At 67.3% G+C, this 21,176-nt stretch carries 25 protein-coding genes; 14 read left to right on the top strand and 11 right to left on the bottom strand.

Translation table 11 applies throughout. From position 1 onward, the window contains the following. Positions 1-253 precede the first annotated feature (253 nt). The gene (locus OG558_RS22095; protein ID WP_405071978.1) at positions 254-1,171 is read left to right on the top strand and encodes an NADP-dependent oxidoreductase; all 918 of its coding nucleotides are present in this window, start codon (positions 254-256) and stop codon (positions 1,169-1,171) included. Positions 1,172-1,307: 136 nt separating this feature from the next. On the opposite strand, the gene OG558_RS22090 is transcribed toward OG558_RS22095, so the two are convergent. From OG558_RS22090 to OG558_RS22080, 3 genes are all read right to left on the bottom strand, one after another. Next, a complete protein-coding gene (locus OG558_RS22090) occupies positions 1,308-1,433 on the bottom strand; it encodes a hypothetical protein (RefSeq protein WP_405071977.1) in 126 nt (41 codons plus the stop codon). 253 nt (positions 1,434-1,686) lie between these two features. After that, positions 1,687-1,902: a hypothetical protein gene (locus OG558_RS22085; RefSeq protein WP_405071976.1), complete on the bottom strand. Its 216-nt coding sequence runs from the start codon at positions 1,900-1,902 to the stop codon at positions 1,687-1,689. Positions 1,903-2,043: 141 nt separating this feature from the next. Continuing rightward, positions 2,044-2,673: a hypothetical protein gene (locus OG558_RS22080; RefSeq protein WP_405071975.1), complete on the bottom strand. Its 630-nt coding sequence runs from the start codon at positions 2,671-2,673 to the stop codon at positions 2,044-2,046. 86 nt (positions 2,674-2,759) lie between these two features. On the opposite strand from OG558_RS22080, the gene OG558_RS22075 reads away from it, so the two are divergent. The 7 genes from OG558_RS22075 (at position 2,760) to OG558_RS22045 (ending at position 9,116) form a co-directional block, all read left to right on the top strand. Next, the gene (locus OG558_RS22075; protein WP_405071974.1) at positions 2,760-4,688 is read left to right on the top strand and encodes a thiamine pyrophosphate-binding protein; all 1,929 of its coding nucleotides are present in this window, start codon (positions 2,760-2,762) and stop codon (positions 4,686-4,688) included. Positions 4,689-4,696: 8 nt separating this feature from the next. Further along, on the top strand, positions 4,697-5,401 hold the full coding sequence (locus tag OG558_RS22070) for a flavodoxin family protein (protein WP_405071973.1): 705 nt from the start codon (positions 4,697-4,699) through the stop codon (positions 5,399-5,401). 23 nt (positions 5,402-5,424) lie between these two features. After that, complete coding sequence (locus OG558_RS22065) at positions 5,425-6,063, top strand: RNA polymerase sigma factor (protein WP_405071972.1); 639 nt, start codon at positions 5,425-5,427, stop codon at positions 6,061-6,063. Continuing rightward, positions 6,060-6,290 carry an anti-sigma factor family protein gene (locus OG558_RS22060; RefSeq protein ID WP_405071971.1) on the top strand — a complete coding sequence of 77 codons (231 nt, stop codon included), beginning with the start codon at positions 6,060-6,062 and terminating at the stop codon, positions 6,288-6,290. Before OG558_RS22065 ends, OG558_RS22060 begins: the two co-directional genes overlap by 4 nt. 280 nt (positions 6,291-6,570) lie before the next feature. Then, positions 6,571-7,677, top strand: coding sequence for a lactonase family protein (locus OG558_RS22055; RefSeq protein WP_405071970.1), 1,107 nt, complete (start codon positions 6,571-6,573; stop codon positions 7,675-7,677). Positions 7,678-7,798: 121 nt separating this feature from the next. Further along, positions 7,799-8,251 carry a GNAT family N-acetyltransferase gene (locus tag OG558_RS22050; RefSeq protein ID WP_405071969.1) on the top strand — a complete coding sequence of 151 codons (453 nt, stop codon included), beginning with the start codon at positions 7,799-7,801 and terminating at the stop codon, positions 8,249-8,251. Positions 8,252-8,258: 7 nt separating this feature from the next. Further along, positions 8,259-9,116: a GNAT family N-acetyltransferase gene (locus OG558_RS22045; protein ID WP_405071968.1), complete on the top strand. Its 858-nt coding sequence runs from the start codon at positions 8,259-8,261 to the stop codon at positions 9,114-9,116. 13 nt (positions 9,117-9,129) lie between these two features. Here OG558_RS22045 and OG558_RS22040 read toward each other — a convergent pair whose 3' ends face one another. The 3 genes from OG558_RS22040 to OG558_RS22030 form a co-directional block, all read right to left on the bottom strand. Beyond that, on the bottom strand, positions 9,130-9,267 hold the full coding sequence (locus OG558_RS22040; protein WP_405071967.1) for a hypothetical protein: 138 nt from the start codon (positions 9,265-9,267) through the stop codon (positions 9,130-9,132). 186 nt (positions 9,268-9,453) lie between these two features. Further along, positions 9,454-10,068: a DUF6624 domain-containing protein gene (locus tag OG558_RS22035; protein WP_405071966.1), complete on the bottom strand. Its 615-nt coding sequence runs from the start codon at positions 10,066-10,068 to the stop codon at positions 9,454-9,456. Between the two features lie 233 nt (positions 10,069-10,301). Further along, entirely contained in the window at positions 10,302-11,249 is a 948-nt protein-coding gene (locus tag OG558_RS22030; RefSeq protein ID WP_405071965.1) for an alpha/beta fold hydrolase, read from the bottom strand. 181 nt (positions 11,250-11,430) lie between these two features. On the opposite strand from OG558_RS22030, the gene OG558_RS22025 reads away from it, so the two are divergent. Further along, entirely contained in the window at positions 11,431-12,318 is an 888-nt protein-coding gene (locus tag OG558_RS22025) for a sigma-70 family RNA polymerase sigma factor (RefSeq protein WP_405071964.1), read from the top strand. 111 nt (positions 12,319-12,429) lie between these two features. On the opposite strand, the gene OG558_RS22020 is transcribed toward OG558_RS22025, so the two are convergent. The 3 genes from OG558_RS22020 to OG558_RS22010 all read right to left on the bottom strand — a co-directional run bounded on the left by OG558_RS22020 (position 12,430) and on the right by OG558_RS22010 (position 14,114). Further along, positions 12,430-13,074 carry an alpha/beta fold hydrolase gene (locus OG558_RS22020; RefSeq protein WP_405071963.1) on the bottom strand — a complete coding sequence of 215 codons (645 nt, stop codon included), beginning with the start codon at positions 13,072-13,074 and terminating at the stop codon, positions 12,430-12,432. A 37-nt stretch (positions 13,075-13,111) separates the two neighbouring features. Further along, complete coding sequence (locus OG558_RS22015; protein WP_405071962.1) at positions 13,112-13,249, bottom strand: hypothetical protein; 138 nt, start codon at positions 13,247-13,249, stop codon at positions 13,112-13,114. A 406-nt stretch (positions 13,250-13,655) separates the two neighbouring features. Next, the gene (locus OG558_RS22010; protein WP_329474819.1) at positions 13,656-14,114 is read right to left on the bottom strand and encodes a carboxymuconolactone decarboxylase family protein; all 459 of its coding nucleotides are present in this window, start codon (positions 14,112-14,114) and stop codon (positions 13,656-13,658) included. Between the two features lie 918 nt (positions 14,115-15,032). Between OG558_RS22010 and OG558_RS22005 the strand changes: the two genes are divergently transcribed. Then, on the top strand, positions 15,033-15,827 hold the full coding sequence (locus OG558_RS22005; protein ID WP_405071961.1) for a GNAT family N-acetyltransferase: 795 nt from the start codon (positions 15,033-15,035) through the stop codon (positions 15,825-15,827). A 2-nt stretch (positions 15,828-15,829) separates the two neighbouring features. Then, on the top strand, positions 15,830-16,054 hold the full coding sequence (gene infA / locus OG558_RS22000) for a translation initiation factor IF-1 (RefSeq protein ID WP_405071960.1): 225 nt from the start codon (positions 15,830-15,832) through the stop codon (positions 16,052-16,054). 35 nt (positions 16,055-16,089) lie between these two features. Here infA and OG558_RS21995 read toward each other — a convergent pair whose 3' ends face one another. Further along, the gene (locus OG558_RS21995) at positions 16,090-16,878 is read right to left on the bottom strand and encodes an XdhC family protein (RefSeq protein WP_405071959.1); all 789 of its coding nucleotides are present in this window, start codon (positions 16,876-16,878) and stop codon (positions 16,090-16,092) included. Beyond that, positions 16,875-17,189: an XdhC family protein gene (locus OG558_RS21990; protein WP_405071958.1), complete on the bottom strand. Its 315-nt coding sequence runs from the start codon at positions 17,187-17,189 to the stop codon at positions 16,875-16,877. The genes OG558_RS21995 and OG558_RS21990 overlap by 4 nt, the downstream gene beginning before the upstream one ends. A gap of 172 nt (positions 17,190-17,361) precedes the next feature. Here OG558_RS21990 and OG558_RS21985 point away from each other — a divergent pair, with 172 nt between their 5' ends. The 3 genes from OG558_RS21985 to OG558_RS21975 are packed head-to-tail and all read left to right on the top strand — an operon-like array spanning position 17,362 to position 21,169. Then, positions 17,362-18,252, top strand: coding sequence for an FAD binding domain-containing protein (locus OG558_RS21985; RefSeq protein ID WP_405071957.1), 891 nt, complete (start codon positions 17,362-17,364; stop codon positions 18,250-18,252). Further along, the gene (locus OG558_RS21980) at positions 18,249-18,779 is read left to right on the top strand and encodes a (2Fe-2S)-binding protein (protein ID WP_405071956.1); all 531 of its coding nucleotides are present in this window, start codon (positions 18,249-18,251) and stop codon (positions 18,777-18,779) included. The genes OG558_RS21985 and OG558_RS21980 overlap by 4 nt, the downstream gene beginning before the upstream one ends. Then, positions 18,776-21,169, top strand: coding sequence for an aerobic carbon-monoxide dehydrogenase large subunit (locus tag OG558_RS21975; protein ID WP_405071954.1), 2,394 nt, complete (start codon positions 18,776-18,778; stop codon positions 21,167-21,169). Before OG558_RS21980 ends, OG558_RS21975 begins: the two co-directional genes overlap by 4 nt. Positions 21,170-21,176: the final 7 nt, after the last annotated feature.

Genomic DNA, 21,176 nt, shown 5'->3' with positions numbered 1-21,176 from the left:
CGTGATCAGTACCTTTGGCAGCCGACGGCTCCCTGCTGGATATCCGTTAGTGGTCGGATGGGCGCGGATCTTACGCCACGGATCGACGACCTGATGTTGATCGCGCCCTTCCTCAACGGGTCGCTCCCACGGCGGCGACCTCGTGCCGACACTCCTCTCGACCTGCCCGGTAAGACGTCGAAGGTGTGGTGCCGCCAATGCTTGTGAACCGAGAATGCGTTGTAGGCGGACGCTGGATACTGGGAGGTGCCTGATGAGGGCGATTGTGGTGACGGACCAGGCAGCAGGAACGGCCGGAATGACGCTGACCGAGCGTCCTGACCCGCCGGCGGCGATCAACGACGTCGTCGTCGAGATTCATGCGTCGGGCTACGTCCCGACCGAGCTGGAGTGGCCGTCGACCTGGACCGATCGTGCCGACCGCGACCGGTCGCCGTCGATCCCGGGGCACGAGCTGGCCGGAGTGGTCAGCGCACTCGGCTACGGCACGACGGGGCTGTCGGTGGGACAGCGCGTGTTCGGCCTCGCCGACTGGCATCGCGACGGCACCCTGGCGGAGTACGTGGCGATCGAGGCACGCAACCTCGCCCCGCTCCCGGGCGACGTCGACTTCACGGTCGGTGCGAGCCTGCCGATTTCAGGGCTGACCGCGTGGCAGGGACTGTTCCAGCACGGCCGCCTTCAGGCAGGCCAGAGCGTCCTCGCGCACGGCGCGGCCGGCGCAGTCGGCACGATGGTGACCCAGCTCGCGCGCGAGGCCGGCGCCTACGTCATCGGCACAGGACGCGCCGCCGACCGTGAGAAGGCGCTCGACTACGGTGCACAGGAGTTCGTCGACCTCGCCGGCGACTCGCTGGAAGACGTCGGCAAGGTCGATCTGGTGTTCGATCTCATCGGCGGCGACATCCAGAAGAGCTCCGCGGCTCTGATCAAGACCGGAGGGACGCTGGTGACCGTCGTGGGGCCACCCGAGGCGCGGCCCGCGGACGGCCTGGCGATCGACTTCGTCGTCGAGGCCGATCGCGCCCAACTGAATGAGATCGTCCAGCGGGTGCGAGACGGCCGGCTGCGGACGAACATCGGCACCATCGCGACCCTCGACGATGCTGTCGCCGCTTTCAATCCCACTGAGCGGCTCAGGGGAAAGACGATCATTCGTGTTCGTCCGTAGCGCACGGACAGGCAAGCGGTCCCGTCTCCGCTCAGTACCGCGATGACGTGAGGCAACGGTGCTGAAGAACGGCCGGGCGAAGGCCGTTCTTCGGCACCAGGGAACGATGTCCGTGCCTCACGACGAAGCCAAGGAGTCAGGGCGCGATCTCGAGCCTGGTGATGAGGTCGTTGGCGAGCGTGAAACGGTAGATGATGTCGACGACGCCGCCGGGGAAGTCGCCCTCCAGGTGGTTGGTGACGACATATTGGGTGTCGTCCAATTTCTCGATGTGGCTGACCTCGACCGTGTAGATGTAATCGCTGGCCTCGGCTCCCGCCAGCGGTGGATCTCGTCGTGACCGGTGTAGGTGTTGCCGTTGTCGATGACGGTGGCGTCGGTCGCGAACGCCGACAGCAAGTCGTGAGCATTCGCCTTGTGCTGGGGATCGGCCTCGCGCAGGTACCTCGTGATCGCCGCCGGCAAGTGCTTCGCCGTCTCGGCGGCGGTCGGGTCGGGCGGGGTCTGGATCGTCATCAGTCGCCTTTCAAGGTGGGGGTGAAGGTAATGCGGTACCGCAAAGCCGGAGTTAAGCCGGAGGAAGAGCTGGCCAGCGACAGATCGATCAGATCCTGCAGGACGACCTGCAGCTCCGCACCAACCGCCGCCCGCTCGTGCGATTGTCCAGCGGCGGCAACTGCACCCAACCAGCAAGAGATTCCATAGACATACCTCCCCAGTGTCACGCCCACCGCCCGACCTTTCCTCACCACCCGCACCGATCGCCTACTCGCCGAGGCCAGAACCTCCTCAAATGTTCCCGGTCCATCAACCAAGCCAAGTGGGTGGCGGGCTGCCGCCACGTACAGCCGTGTGCGGCCTGGTGGTGTGGATCAGTTCGCGGGCAAGGCGGCGAGGGATCGGCCGGTCTTGAAGAAGCTCGTGAGGGCAGCCGTCTCGGAGAGCTCGGTCATCAGTCGGGTGGCGCCGAAGGTTGCGTTCCAGAAGTCGCCGGTCCGTGGTGTCCAGGGGCCGACGTACGCATACGGCTCCGGAATGTCATCGTCACCGGGCGATACGCCGTAGTTGACCTTGTCCAAGGTGATGCCGACGTCGAAGTGCTCAGGCCAGAGAACGGGCGTTTGTCGCGGGTCGAGTGTCCGTAGCGCGGCGTCCCCGCGGACGAACGCGTCGGCGAGCAGCCGGGCCGCCGCAAGGTCGACCTCGACCTGCTCGTCCGGGGAGATCTTCGGCCCGCCGGAGTAGACGTCATCGAGCCGGTGCACGCCGACTCGGGCAGCCGCCGCCACCTCGGCGTACGTGCCGATCAGCCGGATCGATCCGGTCAGGGTGACGAGCGTGTCGGTCTCGACCCGGAGGTCCGGGGCGTTGACGGTGCCGAATCCGCCCGGCACGATCCGCAACCTGATCCCGCCGCCGTTGCGGTGCTGAGATCCGGCGAGGATCAGCTCGGCGACACCGTGCAGCGAGCGTCGGGTTACGGCGAGCGAACGTTCGTCCATGACTGCAATCTCCTCCTGTAACGCCTGGCCCGTGGCAGGCACTGACCCATCAGAAGGTCCGTGTCGCGGAGGGTGGGAGACGTTACATGACAGCGAACTGGCATCGCGTGGATGAGGTCGACGTACCGGCCGATGGACGAGTCCGCAGTGTCGTGGTGGACGGTCGAAGCATCGCGCTCGCCCGATGCGGGGTCCGGTTGGGTGCCCTGGAGAACAAGTGCCCGCACCAAGGCGGGCCGCTGGGTGAGGGCTCGATCGAGAAGGGTCTGCTGCGCTGCCCGTGGCATGGCTACGACTACGACCCGATCACCGGTCAGCCGCCGGAGGGATTCTCCGACAGTGTCCCGTCGTATCCGGTGGACGAGCGCGCCGACGGGGTCTACGTGCAACTGCCGGACGCACCGCAGCAGATCCGGACGGTGGCCGACGTACTGGTCGAGACATTGGTTGCCCACGGCATCAGTCATGTCTTCGGCATGGTCGGGCACTCCAACCTCGGGTTCGCCGAGGCGATGCGCCGGGCCGAGGAACGCGGCGAGCTGACCTACATCGGCATCCGGCACGAAGGAGCGGCCGCCTTCGCCGCCAGTGCCTACGGCAAGCTCACGGGTCGTCCCGCGGCCTGCTTCGCGATCGCCGGTCCGGGCTCGACCAACCTGCTCACCGGTCTGTACGACGCCAAGCTCGACGAGGCACCGGTAGTCGCGATCTCGGGTCAGGTCCCGTCGAAGGTCCTCGGCCGGGGCGCGTTCCAGGACCTCGATCTGACCGCGGTCTTCAAGGACGTCGCGGTCTCCAGTACGGCGGTGCAGGCCGGCAGTGACCACGCCGAGCTGGCGGCGCTGGCGGTCAAGCACGCGATCGACGGCCGCGGCGTCGCCCACCTGGTGCTGCCGGACGAAGTCCAGGTCCTTCCGTCCGAGAGTCCGGCGAAAGGTCCTGCCGGGCGGTTGTCGCGGCGGCGGATCCGGCCCGACGACGACACCTTGGCCCGAGCCGCTGCGATGATCGGCGACGCCCGCCGACCAGTGCTGATCGTCGGGCACGGCGCTCGCGGGGCAGAGGACCAGGTACGCGGGCTGGCCGAGCACCTGAACGCACCGGTATTGACCACGTTCAAAGCGAAAGGTCTGGTGCCGGACACACATCCGCTCGGCGCCGGGGTACTCGGCCGCAGCGGTACTCCGGTCGCCAGCTGGCTGATGAACGAGTCGGACCTGCTCATCGTGGTCGGCGCATCGTTCTCGAACCACACCGGCATCGCGGCCTACAAGCCGATCATCCAGATCGACGACAACCACACGGCGATCGGCCGCTTCGACGCCGTCACCGTCGACGTCCTCGGCGACGCCGGACTCGCCCTGGCCGCGCTGACCGGCAGGCTCACCGACACCAAGGCGGACGATCAGCGCCCCGACCTCGCCGAACGCTGGGCGATCTGGCGGGCGGAGAAGGCGCGCCGGGTGAACGACGACCGCGGCCGCGGCGTCTCGGCGGCCGCCGTGTTCGGCGCGCTCTCCGGGCACCTACCAGCGGATGCCGTGCTGACTGTTGACGTCGGCAACCACGCGTACTCGCTCGGACGCTATCTGGAGTCGAAGGGCCAGCCGGTGCTGATGTCGGGCTATCTCGGCTCGATCGGCTTCGGCTATCCGGCCGCGCTCGGCGCCTGGGCCGCCGCGCCTGGCCGGCCGATCGTCGCGGTCACCGGCGACGGCGGGTTCGGCCAGTACGCCGCCGAGCTGACGACCGCGGTGAAGTACGGCATCCCGATCAAGCATGTGCTGCTCGACAACCACTCGCTCGGCAAGATCAGCAAGGAACAACTCGCCGCCGACTACCCCGTCTGGCACACCTCACTGCGCAACCCCGACTGGGCGGCGTACGCCGAACTCTGCGGCGCAACCGGGATCCGCGTCACCCGCCGCGCCGAGCTCGACGACGCGATGACCGAACTGTTCGCCACCACCGGACCGGCCCTGCTCTGCATCGAGCAGGACGCCGAACTGCTCTAGGAGAAGCCATGCCCGAGTACGACGACCTGCGCGCGCTGTACCTGAACTGCACCCTGAAACGCTCACCCGCCGTCAGCCACACCGAGGGACTGATCGACGTCAGCCGGAAGATCCTGGAGAAACAGGGCGTCCAGGTCGACGTGATTCGCGCGATCGACCACGACATCGCCACCGGCGTCTGGCCCGACATGACCGAGCACGGCTGGGCCGTCGACGAGTGGCCCGTGATCCAGGAGCAGGTGATGGCGGCCGACATCCTGGTGATCGCCGGACCGATCTGGCTGGGCGACAACAGTTCGGTCACCAAAAGGGTCATCGAACGCTTGTACGGCAACTCCTCGATCCTCAACGAACACGGCCAGTACGCGTACTACGGACGTGTCGGCGGCTGCCTGATCACCGGCAACGAGGACGGCGTGAAGCACTGCGCGCAGAACGTCCTCTACTCGCTGCAGCACCTCGGCTACACGATCCCACCGCAGGCCGACGCAGGCTGGATCGGCGAGGCCGGCCCGGGCCCGTCGTACCTGGACATGGACTCCGGCGGCCCACAGAACGACTTCACCAACCGCAACACCACGTTCATGACCTGGAACCTGATGCACCTGGCCAGGATGCTGAAAGACGCGGGCGGCGTCCCTGCATTCGGCAACCAGCGGTCCGAATGGGACGCGGGCTGCCGCTTCGACTTCGAGAACCCGGAATACCGTTGACCATTCTCCTGTACGGTCGGCCTGTGGGGGTGGTCCTGCCGACGGACGACGTCCTCGTCGCCGGGCTGCAGGCCGGGGACGGGGAGACATTCGCGTGCCTGCTGAACGGCTGGTCTGGCTCGATGCTGCGGCTGGCTCGGTCGTTCGTGTCAACCGCGGCGAGCGCCGAGGAGGTCGTCCAGGACACCTGGTTGGCCGTCTTCCAGGGCATCGAGCGGTTCGAGGGCCGGTCCTCTCTGCAGACCTGGGTCTACCGGATCCTGATCAACATCGCCCGCAAACGAGGGTCCGCCGAGCAACGCACCGTGCCGTGGGCCAGCCTGGCCCCGGACCGGGACCCGACTGTCGACCCGAGCCGGTTCCGCGGCCCACACGACCAGTACCCGGGCGGGTGGCTGGCGTTTCCGGAGCGGTGGCCGTCAACCGAGAGCGAGGTCCTGGCCAACGAGGTCAGAGCGACCGTGGCGGCGGCGATCGAGCGTCTCCCGATCCGCCAACAGGTGGTCCTGACGCTGCGGGATATCGACGGTCAGACCGCCGACAACGTCTGCGCGCTGCTCGACATCTCGACGGCGAACCAGCGCGTCCTCCTGCACCGCGCCAGGGCGGCGGTGCGCAGCCACCTCGAGCGGTACTTCGCAGCGACCGGAGTTGAGTCATGACGTGTGCAGAGCTGGTTGAACTCGTCACCGCCTTCCTCGAAGGAGGGCTCGACCCGGACACCGAACGGCGTTTCATCGAGCACCTGGCGGTCTGCGACGGCTGCGAGACGTACGTCGACCAGATGCGCCGCACCGTCGCCGAAGTCGGCCAGGTGGAACCCGAGAGCCTCTCGGACGAGACCCGCGATCGCCTGCTCGAAGCGTTCCGCACCTTCCCGCGCGAGTGAGCTGTAACGTCCGACCGCTCCACCGGCACTGAACCGCCATGCCGGATGTGGAGTTCACCACGATCCGGCCGCGCTACTCCTGACTCGAATCGACGAGTGAAGCTAATTTCCGTCGCTCTCCGTATTCCACCGAACTACCGGCGATAACCCCTTATGATTTACGAACAATTTCGGCCGGGATAACGGGTCCCTTACCGCCACCGGAGATTCCTTATTGGGCATTGCTCAGACATCTATTGTCAAAGGAATTCAGCGGTATCGCCCTAGGAAAGGAACTTCCATGCGCACCAGATCGGCCCGTGTCCTGGCTCCCGCACTGGCCGCCGTCGCCGCGGCGTCCCTGCTCGGACTCTCCCCCGCACACGCGACGGCCGGCCCTGTCGCGAACCCGGTCGTCGGGCACGTCTACGAGACGACCAACTCGGCCGCCGGCAACGCGATCCAGGTCTTCGACCGGTTGCATGACGGCCGACTGCAGGCCGGCGCCACAGTCCCGACCGGCGGTCGTGGGCTGGGTTCCTCCCTCGCCTCGCAGAACGGTCTGGTCCGAGACGGCAACCTGCTGTTCGCCGTGAACGCCGGGGACGACACCATCTCGACCCTCGCCATCACCGGCCACGGCCTGGTACGCCGTGACGTCGCCGCCAGCGGCGGCGACCAGCCGGTCAGCCTCACCGTGCGCCATGGACTTGTCTACGTCCTGAACCAGAACAGCGAAAACATCAGCGGCCTCCGGGTGAGCCACGACGGCCACCTCCAGCCGCTGCCACACTCGACCAGGGCCCTGAGCAAGACCACGGCCAATCCGACCGCGGCCGCACAGGTCTCCTTCAGCCCCGACGGACAGGCCTTGGTCGTGACCCACAAGGGCGACCAGACAATCGACACCTTCGCCGTCAGGAACGGTTACGCCGGACCCGCCGTCGCCCACCACTCCTCAGGCTCGACGCCGTACGGATTCGCCTTCGACCGCCGCGGCCACGCGATCGTCTCCGAAGCCGATGCCAGCGCCGTCTCGTCGTACGCCGTACACGCGAACCAACTGCGGACCATCAGCGCTTCGGTGCGCGACAACCAGGCGGCCGCCTGCTGGCTCGTGGTCACCCGCGACAGCCGCTTCGCCTACACCGTCAACGCAGCCAGCTCGTCGATCTCGTCGTACCGCATCACCACCGACGGGCACCTGCGGCTGGTGGCATCAGTAGCAGGAAGCACCAGCGGTGGCGGCACGGACGCCGCTCTGAGCCCTGACAACACGTCCCTCTACGTCCGCCTCGCCAACGGTGTTGTCGCCTCGTTCAGCGTCCACCACGACGGCTCACTCACCACGCAGAATGACACCGCCGGAGCCGCCATCTCCGGCCCCGCAGGACTCGCCACCGACTGATCAGGCGATCAGAACGAGCACACGTGAAGGCTGATGCCAGGGGGCGCGTAACGTCTCGCGCCCCCTGTGACACAAACATCCAGAAGAGCCAAAGCCACGCCGACAGCCGGAGTTCGCCGAGATGATCGTGCATCGCTATGACGGGGACCGGGATCTGCTGCGCCCGCTCTTCCGGGAGGCCGACGACTCCGAGCAGCAGATCGATGCCTACCTCGACCTCGGCGCCGTGTTCGTGGCTGAAGACGACGGCGAGATCATCGGCCACCTACAACTGATCACCGGCGACGACGCCGAGCTGAAGAGCATGGCCGCCGCCGAGAGCCGCCGCGGCACAGGCGTCGGCCGGGCCCTGGTCCGAGCAGCGCTCGAACACTGCCGACAGAACGCGGCGAAACGTCTCCTCGTCGCCACAGCGGCAGCCGACATCGGCAATCTGCGCTTCTACCAGCGTCAAGGCTTCCGCATGCTTCGCATCGAACGCGACGCGTTCGTGCCTTCGACCGGCTACCCCGATGAAATCGTCATCGACGGCATACCACTACGCGACCGCGTCTGGCTCAGCCAGGACCTGTAGGAGGGGCATGAAGACCGAACGGACACCACTGTTCTGCGACGCCGACCTGGCCGAGCGAATCGAGCTGGCCGAATCCCAGCTCATCGAAGCCACCGCCCTCGCCGCCCACCGCCGCCTCGGCGACGGCCGGGGCTTCGTGATCCCGATCGCGGGCGGACTCGCGAGCTTCGCCGACCACGACTCGCCGTTCAACAAGGTCGTCGGGCTCGGATTCGGCGGCGTACCGACCACCGGCGAGCTCGACGAGATCGAGCACGCGTACGCCGCCGTAGGCGCGCCCGTGCAAGTCGAACTCCCGCACCTCGCCGACCCCGAGATCGGCATCGCCCTCAGCCGGCGTGGATACCAGTTGGAGTCGTTCGAGAACGTGCTCGGCATCGCGATCGGCAACAGGTACGACGTCACGCTGCCCGACGGAATCGAGATCCGGCCGAGCGGCGATCAGGAGCTCGACGTTTGGCTGAACGCGATGGCCGACGCGGTCGCCGTACCGGACACACAAGGAGTCCCGTGGCGCGAGGAGTTCCCGCGTGACACCTACATCGAAGCCGAACGTGACGCCGCTGCAGCCGACATCACGCGCTACATCGCCCTACTGAACGGCGACATCGCGGGCGGCGCCGGGCTCCGCACAGGAGACGGCATCGCCCAGTTCGCCGGCGCCGCAACGCTCCCCGCACACCGCCGCCACGGCATCCAGTCCGCTCTCCTGTTCACGCGCCTCTCCGATGCGGCTGCCGCAGGCTGCGACGTCGGCGTGATCACCACCCAACCCGCCTCGAAATCCCAGCAGAACGCCCAACGCAGCGGCTTCAACCTCCTCTACACCCGCGCCGTTCTGGTGAAGCACCTCGACGCCACCTGACAGTCCAGACACATCAGCGCCGGCCGTCGGCGAGGCTGAGCGCGGCGGGCAGTCTCCGCAGCCGCAGCATCGCGACCGTCCCGAGCAGTGCCGCAATCGCGAGCGGCAGTAATGCGCAACGCCAACCGACGACATCGACGGCTACCGGCACGAGGCCCCGACCTCGTCGCGTTCGTGCTCGGCACCACGCGCCAGGACCCTGTCGCATGCCGAAAACAAGACAAGAGGTCGTCTCGATCGCCGGGTGCCTCAGCAGCGACGGAGGACAGCCGCGCCGAGATCGCGGATTGCGCTGCAACGCAGGCTCGGGTCGCCGCGTACGTCGTAGGTTCGACGATCACGTCCGCCAGCCGACAGAGCGAGCCCAGGACGCGGCCACCTCTTGGCGGGCGGCCGGGTTGTCTGGTCGCTGGTGGCCGTCCCGCAGTGCGTTGGCGCGGATGCGCGCAACGTTCTCGGCCAGGGAGTCGAGGCGTACGGCGCGGCGGCGTGCGTCGACGTCCGCCGGGTCGGCGATCGGGAGGGGGTTGAGCAGGCCGTCCTCGTCCCAGTCGAACTGGGTCCCGTAGCGCTGCGGCTTCCCCTCGAAGCTCAGGATGCGGTCCTCCAGCATCGCAACCTGGACCGGATCTACGTCCCCGTCCATCGCGGCCGCCTGTACGAGCGGCAGACCGCGCCGCATGACCGCCGGCGAGCCGATCGCATGCTGCAGCACCAGGAACGCCGCCTGTGACGCATCCTCGCCTACGAGGACACGCCCCGGCCAGCCATGCGCGTCGATGATCGCGTCGAGCCGCTTGGCATTTCGCCGATGGACCTCCGCCATCCGGGAGTGATAGCCCTCGAACAGCGACCCGTCCGCCACCAGCTCCGCTCGCACGGCCTCATCCTCGGCCGCCATCGCCAGTAGCTCCTGCGCCAGGTCGCGGCCTGGTCCCTGCCTCATCGACATGCCGCCTCTCTTGTCTCCGACCCTCGGCGGCCATCCCAAGCCACTACAGGACGGCGCGTCAACCGTCCGATCCAGTGAGCTCCACCCGAAGTGCCGTCGCCACGTTTGTCTTCGGCCGCTCGAGCGTCCGACCGGTCCGGTTGGCCTGGTCGCCTTCCATCACGTCGTGGGCGAAAAGAGGGCTCAGGTCACAGACCGCTCTGACGAACATCGCCGTGCGTCGTCGCCTCCACTCAGACCAAGAAGTCGAGCAAGGACTTCGTGACCAGGTCCGGGTCTTCCTCGCACAGCCAGTGGAGGGCCTTGTCCACAGTGATGATGCCGCGGATGTCGGCTGCGATCTGCGGCAGTGTGTACTCGAACCAGTGGCGCGACGTGGCGGCGATCAACCCCAGCAGCGGCATGGTGACCTTGGCGTAGGTCTTCATGTCGGCGATGTCCTGGTGGACGGCCTGGTACCACCCGTTCGACGCCCGGATCGCGTCCGGATCGTCGTACCAGGAGGTGTAGACGCGGCGGTCTGAGTCTGTGACGTTGCCCTGGTCCCGTAGACCGATGCCATAGTGCCAGTCGATCAGGTACCTGGACCGGCCCTGCATGAGTTGGCCGGGAAGCTCCTTGACCTGGTTGAACGCCCACCACCACATGTGTACGCCGGCACCGGGCTTGGTCAGCATCGGCAGGTTGTAGAGGGTCTCGTCAGGGTGCAGGACGTCCAGGAGCGCGACTCGCCGCGTCACGGCACCGTGGTTGGCCGCGAAGCTGAAGGCCACCATCGCCCCGATGTCATGCCCGGCGATGTTCACCTGCCGGTAGCCGAGGCTGCGGACCAGCTCGTAGATGTCGCGAGCCATCGTCTTCTTGTCGTAGCCGCCGGCTGGGCGTTCCGAGGCGCCCATGCCGCGGATGTCGACGACGATCACCCGATAGTGCTGGGCGAGCAGCGGCATCACCTTGTGATAGCTCCACCAGGTCGCCGGCCAGCCCGGCACCAGCACCAGCGGCTCACCCTTGCCCCCGGCAACGTAATGCAGTCGTACGCCGTTGACACGCGCGAAGTGGCTCTGGAAGTCGCCGTCCAGCCGCGTGGCCAGCAGCTCGTCGTCCATCCCTCTCGCCGGCCGGCGATCCGCCGTACCGAAGGCCTCGCCGGAAGCCGACGCGGCCAGTGCTGCGCCCACACCGACAGTGAGAGCCCTTCTCCTGCTCAGTTCCAGCTCGGGTTGCTCCTATGTCGTCGACCGGGGATCCCGGTCCTCGCTGCACTGGCGCAGCCCGGCGGGTGAAGGTGACATCTGCATCAGTCACCTCGGCTCGATTTGATCCGTCATGTCCCTGACAGTGGACGGAGAAGGGTGAGCGATGAACGAGCAGGACTATCTGGCCGACGGATTCGAGACGCATCGGCCGCATCTGAAGGCGGTCGCCTACCGGATGCTCGGCTCCTTGAGCGAGGCCGACGACGCGGTGCAGGAGGCATGGCTGCGGCTGAACCGCACCGACACCAGCGATGTGGAGAACCTCGGCGGCTGGCTCACGACGGTCGTCGGCCGGGTCTGCCTGGATCTCCTCCGCCGTCGCACCGCCCGCCGCGAGGCGCGGTACGAGGCACATCTCCCGGACCCGATCGTGAGCCGCGACGACACGGTCAATCCTGAGGACGAGGTCCTGATCGCCGACTCGATCGGGCTTGCGCTGCTGGTGGTCCTCGAGTCGCTCGGACCGGCTGAACGACTCGCCTTCGTCCTGCATGATCTGTTCGGCGTGCCGTTCGAGGAGATCGCGACGATCCTCCAGCGCACGGTCCCCGCGGCCAAGCAGCTGGCCAGTCGCGCGCGGCGCCGGGTGCGTACAGCGGCACCGGCGCCGGATCCCGATCTCGCCCTGCAACGTCGCGTGGTCGAGGCATTCCAGGCGGCATCGCGCGACGGGGATTTCGCAGCGCTGGTCACTCTGTTGCATCCAGACGTCGTACTGCGTGCGGACCGCGGTCTGATCGCAGGCGCCAGCTGGACCGAGATCCGCGGGGTTGCCTCGGTTGCCGGCCAGGCGATGACATTCCGCCGACTGTCCGCCTTCCCGCTGCCGGTGCTTGTCAACGGCAACGCCGGTCTGATCACCGTGGCCGACGGTCAGCCGATGGCGGTGATGAGCTTCACGATCACGGGCGGCAAGGTCGTTGCCATCGACATCCTCGCCGACCCCGCGCGGCTGCGGCAGCTCGACATCGACGTACTTATCGCGGACTAAGGCCCAGCGATACCTTCCCCGATCCGGTGCGTCAGTGCAACGCGTACGACACGATCGGCCTGCTGTCGGTGGCGGTCTATCCGCTCGGCGCCCTCGTCGCGCTGCCGGCCTTCAGCCGATCGTCGGCCCATCCGTCCTAGGCGGATGGGCGTCGAGCAGGAGGGCGGCCAGCTCGTGTGGTCGGGTGAGCATCACGTCGTGCGGACCGTCGATGGCAACGGTCCGGTAGCCGATCTCTTGCGCGAGTTGCTCGAACTGATGCGCCTGCGGACGGCAGTAGATGGCGGTCCCAGGGATCTGATCGACGGCGCCGGTCAGCCGAGTGACCTCGGTGAACGTTCGCAGCGGCTGCGGCAGCAGCCGCTGCGACAGCCAGGTGGCGTCGTCGGGATCGGTGACACCGAAGGCGCTCGGGGCCGGCACGGGGATGTATCGACCATCCACGTTTGCCTCGGCACTGCGCCGGATGGCATCGACGAACGGCTTGGGTGCCAGGGTGAACATACCGGCACCGTCACCCCCCGCCCAGCCGTCCACGAGAACCAGCTGACGAACCAGCCGCGGCCGCTGGTCGGCCGCCTCGCGTGCGACCAGGCCCGCGTAGCTGTGTCCGACCAGTACGACGTCGTCCGCGGCGGTCAGGCTGTCCAGAGCACCAACGACTCCGGCGACATGGTCGTGCAGACCTGGATCGTCCTCCCAGGGCAACGTGACACTGATGGTGTGCGCGCCGGCTTCCTCTAGTACCGGGACCACCGATCCGCAGGGGAAATCGTCATCGGTATTTCCAGATCTACTTGGGCGATCTACCAGCTTCGAGCAGGCGGTAGATCGCGAGGATGTTGAGTTTGTGCAGGTTGTGGCACAGGGCAAGGAACTGGTCGACCATCGTCTGCCGGGGCAGCTGGTACGTCGCGAGTCCGGCGAGCAACCGGGGATCCAGCCCGTTGTCGAACGAGGGCGGGCACTGCTCGATCGTCTCCTCGACCGTACGGCGTCTCCTTGCCTAGATGTCGGTCAGCCGGGGGTGTGGACGTACAGCGCGCTCGAAGTTGGGGCAACCCTCGTGTCGGAAAGCGTCCGCCCGCGGACGATTCCCAGGTCCGTGGACGCACGGATCCGGCGATGTCGTGCTCGGCGAGGACATAGGTGCCCCCGGCAAGAATCGCCAGTCGACCGACTCGGTCGAAGTCGTCGATGTCGAGAACATCCAGCCTCAGTGGGCGAATGATCAGATCCGTCGATTCCACTGTCACCAGATCCTCGAGTCGAAAGGCCGCCGCTGCGGCGAGGCCTGTTGGTCCTCGCCGTGCGCGGCTGCGCGAGTACGCCGAACCTCAGCCCCAGGTGGCGCCGGCAGGCTCACGGATTGTGGTGTTCAGGCGATTGAACAGGTTGGTGATCCCGATCATCAGGATGATCGCGGCCAACTGCTGCTCATCGAAGTGGTCCGCCGCCTCCGACCAGATCTCGTCGGACACCGCCTCCGGGTGATCCGCCAGCCGGGTCGCGGCCTCGGCCATCGCGAGCGCGGCCCGCTCGGCGTCGGTGAACAGGTCCGACTCGCGCCAGGCGACGACCTGCAGCAAGCGGTCGTCACTCTCCCCGGCCTTCCGCGCGCTCTTCACCCCGGCGTCAACGCACGGGCTGCAACCGTTGATCTGACTTGCACGCAGATGCACCAACTCCAGGGTGGTCTGCGGGACTCCGCCCTTGTGCATCGCCTTGTAGATGTTCTGGATTCCCGTCATCGCGTCCGGAAGCACCATGGCGGGATTCTTCATCCTGGCAGTCATCTTGTTCTTCTCCGTTGATCCTCATGGAATTGATTCGCCACACTGACGAATCCTGCTGAGGAAAGGTGACAGCCCGAAGGAGAAGGCTTCGGGCTGCTCCAGAGGCGCGCACCCAGCCTGGGGCCAGACGTCGCTCGGCTCCAGTCGAGCGAGGGTTCGATCATCGGCCTGTCGTACGCACCGGCGATGCACGCCTAACTCGTTCCTTGGTACGGCCGTTCCGTCAAGTGCCGGGACGCCGAGTACCCCCGCTGCGTACTGTCAGCACCACTCCTAACCACTGAGCCGCCCCCCAGCGGACCCATACCGTAAAGGACATGTCCGCGTCGCCGTACCCCGTATGGCTCCAGCCGAGTTGCACGGGTACACGCGTAGATCGATGTGTATCGGCGGCGGTCGGCGCAGGTGACAGTTGAGCCGTCGCACCCGGTCCGTCCCTGGCCTGCTCAGGTCCGCACAGCCGTCCACGAGGCTGACGGTGGCGACGCTTGAGGTAAGTAGTGCCTCGCCAAGAAACGTCGAGGTCGTTACCGCACTCGCCTTCCGCCCGGGGCAATTTCGGGGGAGAACCTCGCAGCTGCACCCTTCTACCCACCGCATACCCGGGGTGAAGGGACCAGATCAGGGGTGAACCCCGCACCTGGCCGCCGGGACGGGCTTCGGGGTAGTGGTCACTCCGGATTACCTGAGTTCCTCCCCGTTCCCCGAGCCTCTCGGGACACCTTGCCCGTAAATGGTTGGCTGGTGCGGTGGACGGGTTGGTACCGTGCCGTGGTCCGTGACATCACGCCTGGAGGTGAGACCCATGAACGCTGTAGCGCAGTGGGTGCTCCCCCTCTCGTGGTCACGGGCGGGCGATTGACATAGGTGTCGCCGGGAGCGCCTCCAGAAGTTCGGCACTCCCGAAGGGAAACACCTATGAACTCTTTGCCTAACAGTGCGGGCCTCGGTGCCCACGCGGTGACGATCTCGCGCGTCGCCGAGAATCAATGGCACGCGGTGGAGAACGACCTCGTCGTCGGCCGTGGTCACGCTTCGCGCCGGCTCGACGGCCGGACCTTCCTCAGTATCGACACCTGGCGCGCCGCCGTCTTCGACCGGCTCGCCGCCGCGATGCTGGCCGACCAGTCGACACCGCTGTACACGGTGGTCGACGAGACCGACCGCGACCTCACGGCCAGTTGGGTACGCGCGGGGTTCGCGACGTGGCGCCGCGAGTCGGAGTTCGTCGTACCAACGGGACTCACCCGGGCGACCGTACCGACAGGGGTGCTCATCGCGACCGCCGACGACGTGGCCGAGGCTCCGCTGCGTGATCTGGACCAGGCGATTCGCGACGAGGTCGAGTCCACCGTCGGCTGGCAGACGATGCCCGCCGAGGTACTGCCCTGGCAAGGCGGGACGAGGCCGATCGACACATCGAAGTACACGGTCGCGGTCCGGGACGACCGGTACGTCGGGCTGGTCCGGGTAGCCACGATGACCCGGCGCCCGCGCATCGGGCTGGTCGCGGTACTGGCGGCCGAGCAACGGCACGGCATCGCCCGGGCGTTGCTGAGTCAAGTGCTGGGCGGGCTGCACCGCTCTGGTTTCGAAGCAGCCACGGCAGAGATCGACGAGACCAACACGGCCGCGATGGCGCTGTTCGAGGGGTTCGGCGCACGCCGTACGGGCGGCAGTCTGGAACTGATCCGCCGGCCGGAAGGGGCCTGACGATGCCCAGGACAGCAGGCGGCATCGAAGTCGAGGGCACCGTCGTCGAGTGCCTCCGCAACGCCAACTTCCGGGTCGAACTCACCAACGGCCACAAGGTCCTCGCCCACATCAGCGGAAAGATCCGGAAGAACTACATCAAGATCCTCCCCGAAGACCGCGTCCTCGTGGAGCTCAGCCCGTACGACCTGACCCGAGGCCGGATCATCTTCCGCTACCGAACCTGACCCACCGATGCCGCGCTCGGCAGTCCCGAGCGCGGCTAGTGGTGGATCGGGGTGCTCAGCTGGTGCAAGGGCCGGATGACATCCAACCCAGCTCGTTCGGCGATGATCTCGGCGCAGATCGATACAGCGGTCTCCTCGGGCGTCAGAGCGCCGATGTCCAGACCGATTGGCGCATGCAACCTCGCTAGCGCCGCTGCCGGAACTCCCTCGGAACGGAGTCTCTCCAGCCGGTCCTGATGGGTGCTGCGGCTGCCCATCACGCCGAGATAGCCGACGTCCGTGCCCAACGCGGCGACGATCGCCGGTACATCGAACTTCGCATCATGGGTGAGCACGCAGACGGCGTCCCGCGAGGTCAGGCTCGACCCGATCCGGGCGAGCAGCCGCTGCGGCCAGTCCACGACGACCTCGTCGGCCTGCGGAAACCGCGCCTGTGTCGCGAAGATGGGCCGCGCGTCGCACACCGTCACGGAGTACTTGAGCAATGTGGCCGCCTGCGCCAGCGCCGCGGCGAAGTCGACGGCGCCGAAGATGATCATGCGCCGAGGCGCCGTGAACGACTCCACGAAGACGGTGAGCTCGGTCTGGGCAGGCTCTCCGTGCCGTCCGTAGTGCCGCACTCCGGTCAATCCAGCCGCCAGCGCACCGAGCGCATCCCGTCCCACTCGTTCATTCAATTGCCTGCCGCCGAGGCTCCCGAAGCGTTGGCCCTCGGCTGTGATGAGCACCTTGGCTCCAGTCCCCGGCCCGTCGATGACGGTGACGAGGACGACGGGCCGCCGGGTGCGCAGTGCCTCGGCAAGTTCGGCGTACACGCTGCTCACCAATCGAGCGGCTCGACGAACACGTGGATCGTGCCGCCACAGGTCAGGCCAACGGAGAACGCCTCGCTGTCGGAGTACCCGAACGTGTGGACCGAGCGCTCACCGGTCTTGAACACCTCTTCGGCTGCGGTCACCAGAGCGCCCTCGACACAGCCGCCGGAGACCGATCCGGTGACCTCCAGCCGATCGTTGACCGCCATCGCGGCGCCGGGTCCGCGCGGCCCAGAGCCTTCCAGGTCCACGACCCGGGCGAGTACGACGGCCCGGCCGTCGGCTCGCCACCGGTCGATGTCGTCGAGCAGATCGCGCATCCCGCCTCCTTCCCGTCCCTCGAAGCTAGCGCGGGAGGGCGCTGCGCAAGGCTGCGCACGATTGTCCGGTGCAACGCACGCCTGAGCACCTAAGGGATGTCTTAGGTGATCGTTGACAGTGCAGCCGCGGCGCGGTGACATCGAGATATCCGCGTCGACGAAGGAGCCCGGTATGCAGGTTCCAGCACCATTCGAGTACGAGCGCGCAACTAGTGTCGACGACGCTGTCGAGCTCCTCGACCGGCTCGGCAGCTCGGCCCGCCTGATCGCGGGCGGGCACAGCCTGCTCCCGATGATGAAGCTGCGCCTGGCCAACTTCGAGTACCTGATCGACATCAACGATCTGCACGACGAGCTGGGCCGGATCGCCGTCATGCCGAACGAGGTGCGGGTCGGCGCGATGACCCGTCACCGCGAACTGCTGGAGTCGGCTGAGCTGGCCGAGCTGTTTCCGATCTTCGCCGACGCCGAGCGGGTGATCGCCGATCCCGTGGTCCGCAACCGCGGCACGATCGGCGGATCGCTCTGCCAGGCCGATCCGTCCGAGGACCTGTCCGCCGTCTGTACGACGCTGGACGCGAGCTGCCTGATCCGGGGACCGTCCGGAACCCGATTGGTCACGATGGACGAGTTCTACCGCGGCCCGTACGAAACTGCTGTCGGTGACGGCGAGATCCTCACCGAGGTGCGGTTCCCGATCCGGCCGGGCGGCTCCAGTGCGTACTACAAGGTCGAGCGCCGAGCTGGTGACTGGGCGGTCGTGTCTGCTGGTGCGGCGGTCTGGATCACCGACGGCGTGATCGCCGACGCCCGGGTCGGCCTGACCGCTGTCGGGCCGAACACGACCGGCATCCCAGCGATCTCTGCGGCACTGCGCGGTAACCCGCCGTCCGAGGAGCTGTTCCGGCAGGCCGGCGAGCTTGCCGCGGCGGCGAGCGAACCCGTCACCGACATGCGCGGCAGCGCCGAGTACAAGCGACACCTGGCCGCGGAGCTGACCACCCGCGCGCTGCGGACGGCCGTGCAGCGGTACGTCGAACGCTCCGCAGAAGAGGGGGCATGACCATGCAGGTGACGATGACCGTGAACGGCGAGGAGGTCTCGGCCGAGATCGAGGGCCGGACACTGCTCGTGCACTTCCTCCGGGACCACCTGCGGCTGACCGGGACGCACTGGGGCTGTGACACCAGCAATTGCGGTACCTGTGTGGTGTGGATGGACGACGAGCCGGTGAAGTCGTGCACGGTGCTCGCCGCGATGGCCGGCGGACACGACGTACGTACCGTCGAAGGACTGGAGACCGAGGACGGACTTGATCCGGTCCAGCAAGGCTTCATGCAATGCCATGGACTGCAGTGCGGCTTCTGCACCCCGGGGATGATGATGACCGCCCGGGCACTGCTCGACCGCAACCCGGACCCGTCCGAGCAGGAGATCCGCGAAGCGATCTCGGGTCAGATCTGCCGCTGCACCGGTTACGCGACCATCGTCCGGTCGATCCGCTGGGCCGCCACCCATCCCGACGGCGCACAACCCGCCGACGCGGGCGAACCCGCGTCCGAGCCTGAACCCGCCGGGAGCCCCGCATGACCACGACACCGACCCGTCCCGCCGAGACGTTCGCCAACAACGACCAGAAGCCGCTCGGGCACGGCCGGATGCTGCGCAAGGAGGATCCGCGCTTCATCCGCGGCCTGGGCAAGTACGTGGACGACATCCAGCTGCCCGGCATGCTGCATCTCGCCGTCCTGCGATCACCGCTGGCGCACGCGCGGATCGTGAGCATCGACGTCAGCGCCGCACAGGCACATCCGAAGGTGAAAGCCGTCATCACCGGCGCCGATCTCGCGGCCAAAGGTCTGGCCTGGATGCCGACGCTCTCGAACGACGTCCAAGCGGTGCTGGCCACCGACAAGGTGCGGTTCCAGGGCCAGGAGGTCGCGGTCGTCGTCGCCGAGGACCGATACTCCGCCCGGGACGCGCTCGAGCTGATCGATGTCGACTACGACCCGCTGCCGCCTGTCGTGGACGCCCGGACCGCACTGGCTCCGGAGGCGCCGGTCATCCGCGACGATCTGGACGGCAAGACGAACAACCACTGCTTCGACTGGGAGACCGGAGACGCCGCCGCCACCGAGGAGGTGATGTCCAGGGCCGACGTGGTGGTGACCCAGGACATCGTCTACCCACGGGTCCACCCGGCCCCGATGGAGACGTGCGGGTGCGTCGCGGACTTCGACCGCGTCGACGGCAAGCTGACACTGTGGACGACGAGCCAGGCGCCGCACGCGCACCGGACCATCTACGCACTCGTATCCGGCCTGCCCGAGCACAAGATCCGGGTGATCGCCCCGGACATCGGCGGCGGTTTCGGCAACAAGGTCCCGATCTATCCCGGGTATGTGTGTGCGATCGTCGCGTCAATCGTGCTCGGCAAGCCGGTCAAGTGGATGGAGGACCGGTCGGAGAATCTGATCAGCACCGGGTTCGCCCGGGACTACATCATGCGCGGTGAGATCGCAGCGACGCGGGACGGCAAGATCCTCGCCATCCGGACCAACGTGCTGGCCGACCACGGGGCGTTCAACGGTACGGCGGCTCCGGTGAAGTACCCGGCCGGCTTCTTCGGTGTGTTCACCGGCAGCTACGACATCGAGGCGGCGTACTGCAAGATGACCGCCGTCTATACCAACAAGGCACCGGGTGGTGTCGCGTACGCCTGCTCGTTCCGGATCACCGAGGCGGTCTACCTGGTCGAGCGGCTGGTCGACTGTCTGGCGTACGACCTGCAGATGGATCCGGTCGAGCTGCGGCTGCGGAACTTCATCCGGCCCGAGCAGTTCCCGTACCACAGCAAGACCGGCTGGGTGTACGACTCCGGCGACTACGAGAAGACGATGCGGCTGTCGATGGAGCTGGCCGGGTACGACGATCTGCGCCGCGAGCAGGCCGAACGGTTGGCCCGAGGCGAACTGATGGGTATCGGCGTCTCCTTCTTCACCGAAGCCGTCGGCGCCGGGCCGCGCAAGGACATGGACATCCTCGGCCTCGGTATGGCCGACGGCTGCGAACTGCGGGTGCACCCGACCGGCAAGGCCGTGGTCAGGCTGTCGGTGAAGACACAGGGCCAGGGGCACGAGACGACGTTCGCGCAGATCGTCGCCGAGGAGATCGGCATCCCACCCGACGACATCGAGGTGGTGCACGGCGACACCGACAACACACCGTTCGGGCTCGGCACGTACGGCAGCCGCTCCACCCCCGTCTCCGGGGCGGCAGCCGCCCTGGTCGCGCGCAAGGTGCGGGACAAGGCCAGGATCATCGCCTCCGGGATGCTCGAGGTCTCGGTCGCCGACCTGGAGTGGACCAAGGGATCGTTCCACGTGAAGGGCGATCCGGGGTCGGCGGTCACCATCCAGGACATCGCGATGCGAGCCCACGGCGCGGGTGATCTGCCCGACGGCATCGAGGGCGGCCTGGAAGCCCAGATCTGCTACAACCCCGAGAACCTCACCTACCCGTACGGCGCCTACATCTGCGTCGTCGACATCGATCCCGGCACCGCGCAGGTCAAGGTACGCCGCTTCGTCGCGGTGGACGACTGCGGGACCCGGATCAACCCGATGATCATCGAGGGTCAGGTCCACGGCGGTCTCACCGACGGGGTCGGCATGGCGCTGATGGAGATGATCGCCTTCGACGAGGACGGCAACTGCCTCGGCGGGTCCCTGATGGACTACCTCATCCCGACCGCGCTGGAGGTCCCCGACTGGGAGACCGGCTACACCGTGACCCCGTCACCGCACCATCCGATCGGCGCGAAGGGCATCGGTGAATCCGCCACCGTCGGGTCGCCGGCGGCGATCGTCAACGCGGTCGTGGACGCGCTCAAGCCGTTCGGGATCCGGCACGCGGACATGCCACTGACGCCATCACGAGTCTGGGACGCGATGCAGGGCCACCCGCGGCCCCCGGTGTGAGGTGGGT

This window comes from Kribbella sp. NBC_01510 (genome assembly GCF_045040325.1).
Classification (GTDB): domain Bacteria; phylum Actinomycetota; class Actinomycetes; order Propionibacteriales; family Kribbellaceae; genus Kribbella.
Note: the sequence above shows the minus strand (reverse complement) of the source record. Positions and strands in the feature narration are given on the sequence as shown.

Coding starts and splice junctions, on each gene's coding strand:
- OG558_RS21990 (WP_405071958.1), bottom strand. CDS start 17,189: ATGCGCGATCTGCTCGACGACATCGACCGGTGGCGAGCCGACGGCCGG.
- OG558_RS22080 (WP_405071975.1), bottom strand. CDS start 2,673: ATGGACGAACGTTCGCTCGCCGTAACCCGACGCTCGCTGCACGGTGTC.
- OG558_RS22050 (WP_405071969.1), top strand. CDS start 7,799: ATGATCGTGCATCGCTATGACGGGGACCGGGATCTGCTGCGCCCGCTC.
- OG558_RS22025 (WP_405071964.1), top strand. CDS start 11,431: ATGAACGAGCAGGACTATCTGGCCGACGGATTCGAGACGCATCGGCCG.
- OG558_RS22055 (WP_405071970.1), top strand. CDS start 6,571: ATGCGCACCAGATCGGCCCGTGTCCTGGCTCCCGCACTGGCCGCCGTC.
- OG558_RS21980 (WP_405071956.1), top strand. CDS start 18,249: ATGACCATGCAGGTGACGATGACCGTGAACGGCGAGGAGGTCTCGGCC.
- infA (WP_405071960.1), top strand. CDS start 15,830: ATGCCCAGGACAGCAGGCGGCATCGAAGTCGAGGGCACCGTCGTCGAG.
- OG558_RS21985 (WP_405071957.1), top strand. CDS start 17,362: ATGCAGGTTCCAGCACCATTCGAGTACGAGCGCGCAACTAGTGTCGAC.
- OG558_RS22070 (WP_405071973.1), top strand. CDS start 4,697: ATGCCCGAGTACGACGACCTGCGCGCGCTGTACCTGAACTGCACCCTG.
- OG558_RS21975 (WP_405071954.1), top strand. CDS start 18,776: ATGACCACGACACCGACCCGTCCCGCCGAGACGTTCGCCAACAACGAC.
- OG558_RS22095 (WP_405071978.1), top strand. CDS start 254: ATGAGGGCGATTGTGGTGACGGACCAGGCAGCAGGAACGGCCGGAATG.
- OG558_RS22045 (WP_405071968.1), top strand. CDS start 8,259: ATGAAGACCGAACGGACACCACTGTTCTGCGACGCCGACCTGGCCGAG.
- OG558_RS22010 (WP_329474819.1), bottom strand. CDS start 14,114: ATGACTGCCAGGATGAAGAATCCCGCCATGGTGCTTCCGGACGCGATG.
- OG558_RS22075 (WP_405071974.1), top strand. CDS start 2,760: ATGACAGCGAACTGGCATCGCGTGGATGAGGTCGACGTACCGGCCGAT.
- OG558_RS22005 (WP_405071961.1), top strand. CDS start 15,033: ATGAACTCTTTGCCTAACAGTGCGGGCCTCGGTGCCCACGCGGTGACG.
- OG558_RS22060 (WP_405071971.1), top strand. CDS start 6,060: ATGACGTGTGCAGAGCTGGTTGAACTCGTCACCGCCTTCCTCGAAGGA.
- OG558_RS22035 (WP_405071966.1), bottom strand. CDS start 10,068: ATGTCGATGAGGCAGGGACCAGGCCGCGACCTGGCGCAGGAGCTACTG.